Genomic DNA, 14,515 nt, shown 5'->3' with positions numbered 1-14,515 from the left:
CAGTCTAGATTTCAGGAAGGAGATCAGCGAATTGAATAAGTTCGCTGATGTCCTTAATTCCAAGCTTATGAAAAATTCTGCCGCGGTGAGTTTCTACGGTACGAATGCTGATCCCCGTTATTTCAGCTACTTCTCGGTTCAGCAAACCTTTGGCAATTAGGTCGGCGATTTCAATTTCTCTTGGTGTAAGAGTTCTGAGTTTTTCTTTAATTTCCGTTGGTTCCAGAGAAGCCCCGTTTTTTAATTTGTCAATTTTGATAGCGCGGCCGATTGACTTCAAAAGTTTTTCTTCACTAACAGGCTTTTCTAAAAAATCCACAGCACCGGCATGCAGCGTATTTACTGCTGTGTCAATGCTGCCATGGGCGGAGAGAAAAATAATCGGAAGACGATACTCTCTTTCGTTCATCTCTCTTTGAAGTTCGAGGCCGGTCATATCGGGCATCCGAATATCCAAAATTAAACAGCCGGGAACGGATGGGGCGTCTTGCACGAGAAAATCTTTTGCAGAAGAATAGGCTGCTACTTTCCAACCTTGAGCCTTAAGCAGAAAAGATAGCGCATTACGAAGATCATCGTCATCGTCAACAATTCTTATCAGTGGTTGTACCAGCTTCTTCATTCTTTTCTTCCTCTCCAAGGCATGGGATTTGGATTTCTACAATCAGTCCCTTTGGGATATTTGGTTTGAAGGTAATTTTACCCCCATGGGCCTCAATAATACTTTTTACTATCGGAAGTCCTAATCCTAAGCCTTTTGCTTTAGAAGAATTTAGCGGCTTTTCCATTTTCCAAATTTCTTCTTGGCTCATGGTCTTTGCTTGGTCGGAGATCGTGATTAAAGCTAGACCTTTTTCAGTGGAAATTGATATATCTATTGGGAGTATCGAGTCTGTCTTTTGGGCCTCAAGAGAGTTTCTAAGAAGGTTAACCAAAACAAGTTCCAGTTCAAGCTTATCTCCGGAAACTAGGATGGAAGATGGTCCTTTTAACCGAATGTCAACTTGGTTCTTTCGGCTGGTTCTGAAGTTCAGAATGGATTCTTGGACCACCGTTTTTAAATTAAGAACTTGGTTTCGGCTACTCTTAGATTTCGAGTAACTTCTAACTTTTTCGACAATAGCGTTTATTTTGCTGCACTGTTGATCAATAAGATAGACCGCATTTTGAATATCTTCTTCATTGGCCTTAATCGCACCAACTCCTCCGTCGATAATCCGCTGAATTCCTCTTCCGTACAATTGAATCGAAGCTATTGGTTGGCGTATTTCATGAGCGAGCATCCCGGACATCAGGCCTATTGCCCCCATCTTTTGCAAACTTTCAAGACGAGAGTTGGCCTCCTCAGCTTGGTGAAGAACCTCTGTATGTTTTTTATGGGCTTTGGACAATTGGGCTGTTCTGATTTTTATGAGTCTTTCACAGCGGATAACGTGGGCAATTAAGCCCGCTATGCAGACGAAAAGCAGCATAATCCAAGGCCAATACTCGTTAATGAATCGCTTTAACGTCCACTCACGCAGATATGCCCAGGGCCCGAGCTTAAGATCTTTTAAAAGTGTGTCGACAGAATGATAGTCAGAGGCAGGGCTCCAACGGACACCATTGCTGCTTGGAGGAATCGCTAGCAGCGTTTGAAGCAGCTCGCGTGCTTCTGCGGGGGAGATTTTGGGAGTGATAGAAATCGTCCACGAGGGATAGAGCGAAGTGGAATGGGAACAAGCCAAACGGTTTGACTTACGGTCTCCGATAATTTTGAAGTCTTCTTTCTTGTAGCCTGCTTTTTCAAGCATATCTTCGAAATAGCAGAGTCTGAGAAAACCTACGTCGGCTGTTCCGTTTTTCAACGCTTCGAGAACGTGTTTCATTCGATGTTCTTCCCCGACAAATATCTGCTTTGAGAAGAATTTTTCAGGATCGTAGCCTTGTTTGGAAATCTCGTGCATTCCGATGTGATATCCCGAAAACCCCGTCGGAGAGTTCGCTGCCAGAATTTTTCCTTTTAAGTCCTTGACCGTTTGAAGATCCGTTCTGTCCGCTCTTGTCACAAAAGCGGTTCCCTCGCTCTGGTTGGGATCCGGATATCTTGGGGAGGAGAGGGCTACAAGATCACGGACGCCTTCGGGAAGCAGGCGTCTGTACATACCTGCGCTTGACTGCATGAAGTCAACTTGGCCTGCTTTAACAGCTTCTTCAAGCCCTTTTAACGAGTAATAGGTGACTTTGACATTATCAGGACCAAACTTGTTCTTCAAAGTTTGAATAGTGGTTTGCAGAAATTCTTCGTTGGTATTAGGTACTCGTGAGGAAATGCCCATACGAAGAGGCTCCGCATGACAAACAAGCGGAACCAGGATCAAGAATACGGCGAGAACAGTTTTCTTCAAAGTCAATTTCTAAGAGGCTGGCATGCTGAATTTAAATTGATGACATTCGTCACATTCCAATTTTTGCTGTTTGTGAACTCCGTGACAAGCCTTACACTCGAGATCACCTAGATGGTTTGCATGGACGTTATTCGGTTGCATATTCTTTGTGCGTTCGGCAAGCTGTTCATAACTTCCATGACAGCTTTGGCATTTTGCCGTTTTTACTCTTTTAGCCGGAGGAACTTCCTGGTGGCATGCCGCGCACTGGATTCCCTTGGAAGTGTGGGCAGTTAGAAGAGCATCCTCTGCAGCATAGGCGCCCGTAAGACCAAAAGCGAGAAATAATAGAAATAACAGTTTCTTCATAGTTTGCTAATGGGTTAGATAGCTCCTCCGTTTTGGAGGAGCTTGTAAAAGGACTAAGCCTTACCGTTTGCGCGTTTTGCGGCTTCTTCGCCGGCGATGCGTCCCCAGATTACGGCAGCTGTAAGCTGAGAACCAACAATATAGTCGGAGTAGAAAATACCGCCGATAGCATTGCCTGCTGCATACAAGCCGGGAATCGGTTTGTCTTCAGTGTTGAGGACTTCAGATTTAGCTGTAATCTTCGGACCACCGAATGTTGCTGTCATACCGCCTTGGAATGGGAATGCCATGAACGGACCTTTTTCGATCAAACGTGGTTTTTCCAAAGTATTCGGGGGTGTCAAAGTAGCAGCTTTACCGGCTTTAACTGCATCGTTGTATTCTTTAACGACATTGACGACAGTGTCGACCGGAAGGCCGGCTTTTTCTGCCATTTCGGCCACTGTAGCACCTTCATAGATAGGAGCTTTGGCACGTTTGTATCTGTCAATACGGGTCTTAACGGTTGGAATGTCAACGACTTGGCTGTCGATAATAATGAAGGCCCAGTTTTCAGGAATGATCTTCGGCATCTTCTGAGCAACGGAAACATAGGTTTCAACTTCGTCCAAGAAGCGAGTGCCGTCATTTTTGACCAAGATTCCATAGTTAACCATTGTGGAAGGATTTGCTCTTGTTGGTCCATGGATCGGGCCGGCGTGGAACTGGTTCATGTTGACATACTTCGGGAACAGATGCTGAGTCAGAGTGATGTTCTCGCCTTGTAAAACGTTTGAACCGCGGATCGGCATCCATGCAACATCGCCGCCCATATATCTGCAGACCATTTCTTTGTTGGCGTGGAAACCTCCGGTACAGAGAATAACGCCGCCTTTGGCTGCGTAATCGGTTACTTCTCCGTCTTCATCGACAACTCTTACGCCTGTTACGCGCAAGGCAGGATCGTTCAGAAGAGAAATGACTTTGCTGTCGAAAAATACCGGGATTTTCTTGGCTTTAACGGTGTCAAGCATCTGCTTGGAAAGCTGTGCTCCGCCCGGTTTCAATTTGCCGTCAACAACGTGGCCTCTGTTTCTGCCCGGGAAGACTTCTTCGACGATTGGTTTCCATTTGATGCCGCAAGTGTCAGTCAGCCATTGGATAGCACTTCCGGACATTTCGCAGTACTGACGTGTTAAAGCTTGGTCGCCGCGCTGCTGAGAAACGATCATCATATCTTTGTAGAAGTCGTCCAAGGTGTCCTTCATATTTTGCTGTTTTTGGACGTACGTATTAGTTGCATTGAAGTGACCGCCGGCAAAGATTGTGTTTCCGGCAGGACGAGACATCTTTTCGAAAATAGCGACTTTGGCGCCTTTGTCAGCGGCTTCAATAGCAGCTGCCATTCCTGCACAACCGCAGCCAACTACGATTACATCGTAGTCTGTATTCGGTTTCGTCTCAGCTGCTTGTGCATGGGAAGCCATTGGCAGTAAAGAGGCAGCAGTGGCAGCTGTGCCGGCAAGACCGCATTTAAGGAAAGAGCGTCTTTTGACTTGTGTCATCTTTTTCTCCTTGGTTTGAGGTTATCTTTTGTTGACAAGGAGAAGTTTCCGCATTTTCATACGTACGTAGTTTGAGATAGATCAAGAAGTCTTCAAATAGTTCATAAAAAGTCTGAAATTTGACCTTATTCTCGGTGTTTCTTCTAATGCTCATGTGTGTACAAGACTCCTGGTAATCCAGCTCAACGAAGGAGAAACCTCCCAAAGATGGGATTTTTTGTACGAGAATCTCGAGTATGGAAAAGACAACGACGGCTGCAGTTGCAGCACAAGATATAAATAACACTCTTGCACCTCAAAAGTCACGAGGTGCTTTTTTCGGTATCGCATTGGCCTCCTTAGCTTCCGTATTTTGGGGAGGAATGGGCGTGTCCGTTCAATATCTCTTCGAAAATTCTTCTATCCAGCCCTTGGAACTGGTTGGACTACGGCTTTTGACTGCCGGATTCTTGCTGGTGGCTATTAACTTTGCAGTCGCAAGAAAAGTGCTAATGGCACCTTTTTCCTCCCGAGCAGCATTATTTGGAATCGCGTTGAGCGGGCTGGAAATATTAGGCGGCCACCTTACGTTTTTCTTGGCTATTTACTATTCCAACGCAGGTACCGGAGCAATTTTCTTAGCTTTAGTGCCTTTGGCGGCAGGTTTTTACTTGGTTTTGCGTGGCAAAAAAAGTTTTACTCGAAAAGAACTGTTTTGCTGCACATTGGCCTTTTTCGGAGTGCTTTTACTAGTTTCCAAGGGCAACTTCCTTAGTTTCGACTTGAACTGGCAGGCGGTATTCTGGGGTTTGGTCTGTGTTGGACTTTCTACGGTTTACTCCATCCAGCCGAAGGCCCTTATTGATAAGTGGGGAGTTATTCCTGTAGTCAGTTGGGGTTTGTTGTTTGGAGGCATCGTTGGATTTTCCATTACGATGCCGTGGGACGTCCTTTTTACGTTTAACCTTGCCGGACTTGCTGCTTTTCTGTTTATTGTTGTTTTCGGAACCGTCGCTGCCTTTTGGCTTTATCTGGAAAGTTTGAAATATTTGTCGCCGGTTATCGTTGGTTTGGTGGTGTGCTTAGAGCCTTTATCCGCTTTCATATTCGGTGTTGCCTTTATGGGCTTAAAACTTGGTTTGGCGGAATGTTTGGGTATTGCCATGGTCCTTGCCAATGTTGTTATTCTTTCGATGGGGACCGGACCTAAAAAGCTAGGCAAAAGAAAAGCCGCCCAAAAAGACGGCTAATGAGACCTTTTCTTTTGAATTAGAACGGAATGTCCTCGTCATCTCCTCCGAAAGGATCTGCATTCGGAGCAGGTTGCGGAGCAGCCGGTGCCTGTTGAGCCGGGCGGTTGTAGTTGGCCTGCGGATAAGCCGGAGCTGGCGAAACCGGTTTTTCAAAACTTTGAGCCGGTGCTTGGCGAGCGCCGTACGGCTGAGAATTAAAAGCGGGTTCGGAGCTGTAAGAGTCCGCCGGATAAGAAGAAGCACCGGAGTCAGATCTGCGATCTAAGAATTGGAAATTCTCACCCATGATTTCCGTGGCATAGTGAGTGACGCCGTCTTTTTCCCATTTGCGTGTTCTCAATCTTCCTTCAACGTAAACGGCAGAGCCCTTTCTAAGATATTTTTGAATGGTTTCTGCCTGCTTTCCGAAGAAAACGATGCGGTGCCATTCCGTCTCTTCTACCAGTTGGCCTGATGCCTGGCTGCGGTAAGAGCGGGAAGTGGCAACGTTAATCGTCGTAATTTGCAAGCCCCCTTCCGTTGCGAAGCGGGTCTCAGGATCACGGCCTAAATTGCCGATGATAAGTACTTTATTAAGAGACGCCATTGGCTTTCCTTGAAAATTTCTACAGATCAGAACATTTTAACAGAGTCGAAAAAATTAACTCTGAGCACAGCGAGTTTAATCGCCTCTTACGCCTATTAATGTCTTTTTGAGCTTATCGAGAGGGGCGATGAAAATGAAAAATTTTCATAAAAAATGTATAGTTGCAAATCGCAGAAAAAAATCATGAAAGAGATTGTTATACAAGGGGCACGAACCCACAATCTGAAAAATGTGGACCTGTCCTTGCCAAGAGGCAAACTGGTAGTCATTACAGGACTTTCCGGATCCGGTAAGAGTTCTTTGGCATTTGATACGTTATATGCCGAAGGACAGAGAAGGTATGTGGAAAGTTTGTCTACGTATGCCCGTCAATTCTTGGAACAAATGGAAAAGCCCGATGTAGATCACATTGAAGGGCTTTCTCCGGCAATTTCTATCGAGCAAAAAAGTACAAATAGAAGTCCGCGTTCAACGGTCGGCACTATTACAGAAATCTACGATTACTTGAGACTGCTGTTTGCAAGAGTGGGGGTGCCGCACTGCCCGACTCACGGAACGGCGCTGCATGCTTCAAGCGTCATCGAAATCGTAGACAGAATTATTGAGTTTAAGGAGGACGGCTCCAAACTCATGATAGTCGCCCCGGTTTGTCGTTCCTCCTCAAAAGTTATCCGTCATAAAACGGAAGACCTCCAAAGCAGAGGCTTTACTCGTTTTCAGATAGACGGGAATGTCTGCACGGTTCCGGATTTGCCTGCACTCGACGATGATGAAAATCATCAGCTCAATGTCGTTGTAGACCGGCTTAAAATGCGCCCCGATATTCGTCAGAGGTTGGCCGAGTCCATTGAAACGTCCCTGCTTATCGGTGACGGCATGGTTCTTATCGAGGACTTGGAATCGGGGCAGACCGAACGTTTTTCAAACAAGTTCGCTTGCCCGGATTGCGGCTTTACGATGGATCGGTTAGAACCCAACATGTTCTCTTTCAATAGTCCGGCCGGAGCTTGTGAAGTTTGCGGAGGACTCGGCGAAGCGGAAGAATTTGATGCGGAAAAATTTATTTCTCTTCCGGATTTGTCGCTGAAAGACGGAGCAATCGACGGCTGGGGGATGCTTAACCCATATAACTATCAGTTGCTGGAAGCAGTGGCCGTTAAATTTAATATTCCTCTGACAGAGCCATGGAACCGCCTCTCTAAACAGCAACAAGATATTATTTTGTACGGTTCCGGTAAAGAAGAAATTCCGGTCGTATTCAAAGACGGAGAGGGAAGAGAAATCCAAAGAAACCAGCTCTTTGAAGGTGTTATTCCAATAACGAAGAGAAGGTTTGACGGGGCCTCAAATGAAGCATTAAAAAAGGAGCTAGGAAAATACCGAACTCTTAGACCATGTTCTGCTTGCTCCGGTTCTCGGCTTAATGTAGCTTCTTCGAATGTTCGAATCGGAGACGGTCAACAGCAGAGAACAATTTCTCAAATAACAAGCTTATCTTTAAAAGAAGCTCTTGAATACTTTAAAAAACTCTCTTTGTCAGGGGCAAGAGCAGAAATCGGCGGAAAGCTGATACAAGAAATAATAAGCAGGCTTGGGTTTTTAAATAACGTCGGGCTCGAATATTTAACCTTGAGTCGTCCTGCCGCAACACTTTCCGGCGGAGAGTCTCAGCGTATTCGTTTAGCCAGCCAAGTCGGTTCCCAGCTTTCCGGTGTGATGTATGTTTTAGATGAGCCTTCGATTGGCCTTCATCAATGCGATAACGACAGACTAATTGCTACTCTGAAAGGACTCAGAGATTTGGGTAATTCCGTTATTGTGGTTGAGCATGATGAGGATACCATTCGTGAAGCAGATTACATCGTTGACATGGGCCCCGGAGCCGGAAGACTAGGCGGTGAAGTAATCGCACGAGGAACTCCGAAAGAGGTGGAAAAGAATCCAAATTCGCTTACAGGGAAATATTTGACGGGCGAATTAAAGATTCGTACCTTGAGGAAGACCAAGCCGGGAAAAGATTTCATCAAAATTTACGGAGCTTCGGGCAACAATCTTAAAAACGTTGATGTCAGCATTCCGGTCGGCTTGATGACGGTGGTGACCGGTGTGTCCGGGTCTGGTAAATCTACGTTAGTCAATGAGACGCTTTATGCGTATGCAGCAAATGTCTTAAACCGTGCTAAAAAGACACCGCAGCCTTTTGACAAAATCGAAGGACTGGAAAATTTCGACAAAGTCATTCACGTCGATCAAGATCCTATTGGAAAGACACCTAGATCTAATCCGGCGACATACTGTGGTATTTTTAGTCCGATCAGAGATTTGTTTGCGGAAACACCGATAGCCAGAGAAAGAGGGTATGGTTCGGCACGCTTTTCTTTTAACGTGAAGGGAGGCCGATGCGAAGCATGTGAAGGAGAAGGACTGGTTAAAGTCGAAATGAACTTCCTTCCGGATATGTACGTGCCTTGCGATCACTGCCACGGAACGCGATATAACCGCGAAACATTAGAGGTTTTGTACAAAGGGCTTAATATTGCCCAAGTATTAGATTTAACAGTTGATCAGGCGGCTGAGTTTTTTGCTGCCGTTCCTGTTATTTATAAAAAACTTCAAACCCTTCAGGAGGTCGGCCTCGGTTATATCAAACTAGGCCAGAGCGCTACGACACTGTCGGGTGGAGAAGCCCAACGAATTAAGCTAGCATTAGAACTGGCCAAGAGATCAACCGGCAAAACTCTTTATATTTTGGATGAACCGACAACAGGTTTGCACTTCAAAGATGTGGACATGTTATTAGCGGTACTTGAAAAATTAAAGAAAGCAGGTAATACTTTACTAATTATTGAGCATAACTTGGAAGTGGTTAGAGAAGCTGACTGGGTTATTGACATAGGCCCGGGCGGTGGAGCGGAAGGCGGTCAAGTGGTCGCCGTCGGCGCCCCGGAAACAATAAGCGAAAACCCCTCTAGCCGAACAGGTAAATATCTAGGAAACTTGACAAAAAGAAGAGGTTCCCTTGAATAAGAGCAAAGATAAATTTGAGCAGCTGTTAATGGATTCATTTTATGCTGCGATTGATGCGGCAGACCCACATAAGGTCGTACCACCGCACGTTCCCGTTGGTTTTGAAGGGGACGTGGTAGTTGTCGGCGCAGGAAAAGCAGCTGCCAGTATGGCGGCTGCCGTTGAGGAAACATGGCCTGAAAAAGATTTAAGCGGTGTTGTTATTACGCGCTACGGCCATGGAGAAAAGACCAAGAAGATTAAGGTATTGGAGGCAGCTCACCCCATTCCTGATCAGTCCAACCTGAAAGCGACTCAAGAGATGATGCAGCAGGTTGATAAATTGAAAGAAGGCGATTTGCTTCTCGCCTTGATTTCGGGTGGCGGCTCTTCTCTCCTCTCTCTTCCGGTGGAAGGCGTCACAATCGAAGATATCCGTAAAGTGACTGAAGATCTTCTTCGCGCCGGAACATCAATTGACCATATTAATGCGGTTCGCAAGCACGTCTCTCAGGTTAAAGGCGGAAGACTGGCTCTTGCTGCCCGGGCTCGCGGCGCGGAAGTTCTCTCTCTCATTATCTCAGACGTGGTTGGCGATAATCCTTCCGATATCGCTTCCGGCCCCTGTTCTGAAGACTTCTCTACTTATGCGGATGCGTTGTGGTATCTGAGCCAAGCCAGAGTAGACACACCTAAGGCGATTCTCGAACATTTGCGCAACGGCGCTCGAGGTGCAATTGAAGAAACACCGAAGATCGGTGATGTGAGAATGCGCAGTGTGAAGAACAAGATCGTTGCTAATTCCTTCAAAGGTCTTCAAGCTGCCGCTGCCTTCTTTAAAGAAAACGGGATGCGTCCGGTTATTATCGGCGACGATATTACGGGCGAAGCCAGATCCGTGGCTCTTCAGGTTTCTCGTAAGGTCCGTCTCGAATACTCTAAGCCCCGCAGAAAACCGGTTGTCCTTCTTTCAGGCGGTGAATGCACCGTTACCTTGGACAAGGGAAGAATCGGTAAAGGCGGACCCTGCTCTGAGTTCCTTTTAGCATTAGCCCAAGAGCTTCAAGTAGATTCTATTTACGCGATAGCTGCTGATACGGACGGTGTGGACGGCAACGGTGAATCTGCGGGCGCAATGCTCAGGCCCGACACTATGAAGAGAGCTAAAGAGATGAACCTGGATCCGGAAGTATTTTTGAAAGAACATAATGCACACGAATTCTTCCGATTGCTGGGAGATTCTCTGGATACCGGCCCGACTCGAACAAATATCAATGATTACCGTGCGATCCTGATCCCTTAAGAATTATCATCAACCTTCCGCAAGGAAGGTTGAGTTGTCTTTGTAAGCTGGTTTGACAACTTATAATGTCGAAACTTGGTTAGTTACTACCTTCAAAACATACTATTTTTGATCCAAAGGAGGCCGCCGCAGACTTACAGGCTGAGACGGCGGAAGAAATGACTGCTTCATCAACTATGTTCCGTTTAGACGCTTCTCGAGCTTTATCAGACTTCCGTACTGAAAGGCTCTTAAAGAAAATTCGTCAATTTGTTCCGGGAGTGGCAACACTCAATAGCCGGTACATTCACTTTGTCCATACTGCAGACGAACTTTCTGTCCTTGACATGACACGTCTGAAAGACATCCTCAATTACGGTGAAGAGTGCTTGGTTACTCATACCCCCAATAAATTCTTGGTTGTTCCACGTTTAGGAACCGTTTCTCCTTGGGCCTCGAAAGCAACCGACATTATTCACAATTGCGGCTTGAATCAGGTTCTGAGAGTAGAAAGAGGCACTTTATACGAGCTGACTTTTAAAGAACCTCGTCTTTTAACGGACAAGGAAAAAGAGCAAATTGCTTCCGTCATTCATGACAAGATGACGGAAAGCGTTGTTGATCCGGATGTCTCTGCTGAAGTCGTTTTCGGTGAAGCGCAGGGCGAACCGATGCGTACGGTCGACATTCTGAAAGAAGGCAGAGAAGCTCTCGTCAAAGCAAACGGCGAGTTCGGTTTGGCTCTGAATGAAGACGAAATAGACTACTTAGTCGACGCTTTTACAAAGTTGGAGCGTAATCCGACAGATGTCGAATTGATGATGTTTGCACAAGCAAACTCTGAACACTGCCGTCATAAGATTTTTAATGCTAAATGGACAATTGACGGCCAGGACAAAGATAAAACTTTGTTCGGCATGATTCGCGAAACTCATAATGCTCATCCGGAAGGTACTATTGTTGCTTACTCCGATAATGCAGCCGTATTTGAAGGCAGTGAAGTGGATCGTTTGTACCCGAGAGGAAACGAATCTGCCTTAGGCGGCCGAGAATATTCTTATGAGACCGAGCCCACGCACACCGTCTTTAAGGTCGAAACTCATAACCATCCGACTGCTATTTCTCCGTTCCCGGGAGCCTCTACCGGTTCCGGCGGCGAGATTCGTGACGAAGGAGCTACCGGCCGTGGTGCACGTCCGAAAGCAGGTTTGACCGGTTTTACCGTTTCCGCATTGAATCTTCCGGGCTACGGACAGAAGTGGGAAACCGATAAAGACGTTGCCGTTGATGGACCGGAAACGGAAGAACTCTACGGTTCTCCAAGCCGTATTGCTTCTTCCTTGGAAATTATGACGGACGGTCCTTTAGGAGGCGCCGCTTTCAATAATGAATTCGGACGTCCGAATGTTCTCGGTTATTTCCGTGCATTCCAGGCAAACGTCGGCGGAAGACGCTACGGGTACCATAAGCCGATTATGTTGGCTGGCGGTATCGGCAATATCAAGGAAGGCCAGACACATAAATTAGATTTACCAACAGGAACTTATTTAGTTGTTCTCGGCGGACCCGGAATGCGGATTGGTATTGGCGGAGGCGCTGCTTCCTCGATGGCGTCCGGTTCTAACTCCGAAGCGTTGGATTTTGCCAGCGTTCAGCGCGGCAATCCGGAAATGGAAAGAAGAGCCCAAGAAGTTATCGATAGATGCTGGGAAGCCGGTGAAGAAAATCCGATTTTGGCTATTCACGATATCGGCGCAGGCGGTCTTTCTAACGCCATGCCGGAATTGGCAGACCTTTCAGGCAAAGGTGCACATCTCGATCTGAAGAAAGTTCCTGTTGAAGAATCAGGAATGAGCCCGTTGGAGATTTGGTGCAACGAATCTCAGGAAAGATATGCTTTGGCCATCGATCCGGACAAACTGGAACAATTCGAAGATTACTGCAAACGCGAAAGATGTCCGTATGCGATTCTCGGACAGATCAGTGCCGACGATAACTTAGTGGTCGACTCTATCAAAGAGGGAGAAGAAGCCGTTGACATGCCAATGAGTGTTCTCCTCGGCAAGACTCCGAGAATGCACAGAAACGTCGAGTCCGAAGCGCCTTTGAAGATGAAGAGCAACTTGGATGTTGATCTTAAAGAGGTCATCCACGATATTCTTCGTCATCCGACAGTTGCCAGCAAGAAATTCTTAATTACTATCGGTGATAGAGCCGTCGGCGGATTGACTTGCAGAGACCAGATGGTCGGCCCATGGCAGGTTCCGGTAGCAGATGCAGCCGTTACGGCTCTCGGCTTCCACACTTACAAGGGTGAAGCAATGGCAATGGGAGAAAAGACTCCGTTAGCCATTTCCAATGCTGCTGCGGCCAGCCGTATGGCAATTGGCGAAGCATTAACAAACTTAGTTAGTGCAGATATTGATTTAGAAAGAATTATTTTATCGGCCAACTGGATGGGCGCTTGCGGACAACCGGGCCAGGATGCTTCCTTGTTTGCCGGTGTAGAAGCTGCCAGCACATTCTCCCAAGAGTTAGGAGTCAGCATCCCTGTGGGCAAAGACTCCCTTTCTATGAAGACGTCTTGGAAAGATGCCGAAGGACAGGACAAGAGCGTCACTTCTCCGGTTTCATTGATTGTATCTGCGGCCGCCCCGGTTAAAGACATCCGTAATACCATGACTCCGCAGTTTGCCGATAAGGTTCTTGACAGTTCATTGCTTTTAATTGATCTTGGTCAAGGTAAAGACCGTATGGGCGGCTCCATTTACTCCCAGGTTACTCAACAGTTTGACTCTGAGACTCCTGATGTCGATAACGCGGCCGACTTGAGCAAGTTCTTGAAAGTGATTAGAGAGCTTGCATCTAAAGGCGTTATTTTGGCCTACCACGACAGAAGCGACGGTGGCTTAGCTGCCACTCTCTGTGAAATGATGTTCGCCAGCCGTATGGGTGTAGAACTTGTAGCTGACGGGTTGATTGCTAACGGCAGGAACTTAAATGAAGCCCTCTTCAATGAAGAACTCGGTGCCGTCATTCAAGTTTCCAGAGGCCGTGCTCATGAAGTTAAGAGCGCCTTTGACAATGCAGGACTTGGCCACTGCCTGGTTTATCTCGGCAATATTCTTCGTGAAGAAGAATTCTCCATCTATTTGAGAGGCGACTGCGTATTCTCAGAAGGACGCAGCTCCTTAGAAAAACTGTGGAGTGAAGTCTCTTGGCAAATCGCTCGCCAAAGAGACAATCCTGCTTGTGCAGACAGCGAATACGCATTGATTGACTCTAAGAAATGCGGACTTGTTTTGGCCACAGGCTTCGACCCTGAAGAAAACATTGCCGCTCCGTTTATCAATTCCGGAGAAAGACCGAGGGTTGCAATTTTGAGAGAGCAGGGCGTCAACAGTCAGAATGAAATGGCCAGCGCCTTTATGCAAGCCGGCTTTGACGCCGTTGACGTTCACATGACAGACCTCTTGGAAGGCAGAACTGATTTGCTGTCATTTAATGGTTTGGCAGCTTGTGGCGGATTCTCCTACGGTGACGTTTTAGGCGCCGGCGGCGGTTGGGCTAAGACAATTCTGTTCAACGAACGTCTTAAAGAGCAGTTTGTGAAGTTCTTTGAAAACGGCAATACCTTTACCTTGGGCGTCTGCAACGGCTGCCAGATGATTTCTCAATTGAAATCTTTGATTCCGGGTGCACAACACTGGCCGTCTTTCGAGAGAAACCTTTCTGAACAGTTTGAAGCTCGTTTAGTCAACGTCAAGATTTTGCCGTCCCCGTCTATTCTCTTTACCGGAATGGCCGGAGCTGTTCTCCCTGTAGTTAATGCGCACGGAGAAGGGCGAGCATTCTGGGCGAACCCTGCTGATGAAGATCTCGCAATTCCGGTTGCCTGCTATGTGGACGAAACACAAAATCCGACCGAGATTTATCCGCTGAATCCAAACGGTTCAAGACTTGGAAGAACTTCTTTCACAACTACGGACGGACGCGCGACAATCATCATGCCTCATCCGGAAAGAAGCTGGCGATCTGTTCAGCTGTCCTGGAGATCTCCGCTTCTGCGTGATGTCTCTCCATGGGCACGCATCTTCCAAAACGCAAGGGTTTGGTTAGGCTAGGCTAGG

The 14,515-nt window shown here is 46.8% G+C and carries 9 protein-coding genes; 4 read left to right on the top strand and 5 right to left on the bottom strand.

What is annotated here, in order from left to right; genetic code table 11:
* Nucleotides 1-4: 4 nt before the first annotated feature.
* Genes ACYQ4O_RS05540 through ACYQ4O_RS05525 form a run of 4 tightly spaced genes read right to left on the bottom strand, consistent with a single transcriptional unit; the run spans nt 5 to nt 4,279 of the window.
* Entirely contained in the window at nt 5-622 is a 618-nt protein-coding gene (locus ACYQ4O_RS05540) for a response regulator transcription factor (RefSeq protein WP_308514036.1), read from the bottom strand.
* Nucleotides 585-2,387: a sensor histidine kinase gene (locus ACYQ4O_RS05535; RefSeq protein ID WP_460175000.1), complete on the bottom strand. Its 1,803-nt coding sequence runs from the start codon at nt 2,385-2,387 to the stop codon at nt 585-587. The genes ACYQ4O_RS05540 and ACYQ4O_RS05535 overlap by 38 nt, the downstream gene beginning before the upstream one ends.
* A 9-nt stretch (nt 2,388-2,396) precedes the next feature.
* Nucleotides 2,397-2,735, bottom strand: coding sequence for a cytochrome c3 family protein (locus tag ACYQ4O_RS05530; protein WP_308514034.1), 339 nt, complete (start codon nt 2,733-2,735; stop codon nt 2,397-2,399).
* A 53-nt stretch (nt 2,736-2,788) separates the two neighbouring features.
* On the bottom strand, nt 2,789-4,279 hold the full coding sequence (locus ACYQ4O_RS05525; RefSeq protein WP_460174999.1) for an FAD-dependent oxidoreductase: 1,491 nt from the start codon (nt 4,277-4,279) through the stop codon (nt 2,789-2,791).
* 236 nt (nt 4,280-4,515) lie between these two features.
* Between ACYQ4O_RS05525 and ACYQ4O_RS05520 the strand changes: the two genes are divergently transcribed.
* Nucleotides 4,516-5,508, top strand: a complete 993-nt coding sequence (locus tag ACYQ4O_RS05520; RefSeq protein WP_308514032.1) for a DMT family transporter — start codon at nt 4,516-4,518, stop codon at nt 5,506-5,508.
* A gap of 19 nt (nt 5,509-5,527) precedes the next feature.
* On the opposite strand, the gene ACYQ4O_RS05515 is transcribed toward ACYQ4O_RS05520, so the two are convergent.
* Nucleotides 5,528-6,097 (bottom strand): single-stranded DNA-binding protein, encoded by a 570-nt coding sequence (locus ACYQ4O_RS05515; protein WP_308514031.1) that lies wholly within the window; start codon nt 6,095-6,097, stop codon nt 5,528-5,530.
* 183 nt (nt 6,098-6,280) lie between these two features.
* On the opposite strand from ACYQ4O_RS05515, the gene uvrA reads away from it, so the two are divergent.
* The 3 genes from uvrA (at nt 6,281) to purL (ending at nt 14,509) form a co-directional block, all read left to right on the top strand.
* Nucleotides 6,281-9,124, top strand: coding sequence for an excinuclease ABC subunit UvrA (gene uvrA, locus ACYQ4O_RS05510; RefSeq protein ID WP_460174998.1), 2,844 nt, complete (start codon nt 6,281-6,283; stop codon nt 9,122-9,124).
* A 28-nt stretch (nt 9,125-9,152) separates the two neighbouring features.
* Nucleotides 9,153-10,406 (top strand): glycerate kinase type-2 family protein, encoded by a 1,254-nt coding sequence (locus tag ACYQ4O_RS05505; protein WP_201415727.1) that lies wholly within the window; start codon nt 9,153-9,155, stop codon nt 10,404-10,406.
* Between the two features lie 158 nt (nt 10,407-10,564).
* Entirely contained in the window at nt 10,565-14,509 is a 3,945-nt protein-coding gene (purL, locus tag ACYQ4O_RS05500; RefSeq protein WP_308514029.1) for a phosphoribosylformylglycinamidine synthase, read from the top strand.
* Nucleotides 14,510-14,515: the final 6 nt, after the last annotated feature.

The organism is Turicimonas sp. TL08, from assembly GCF_054660695.1.
The sequence above is the reverse complement of the archived record's forward strand: the minus strand, read 5'-3'. Positions and strand labels throughout refer to the sequence as shown.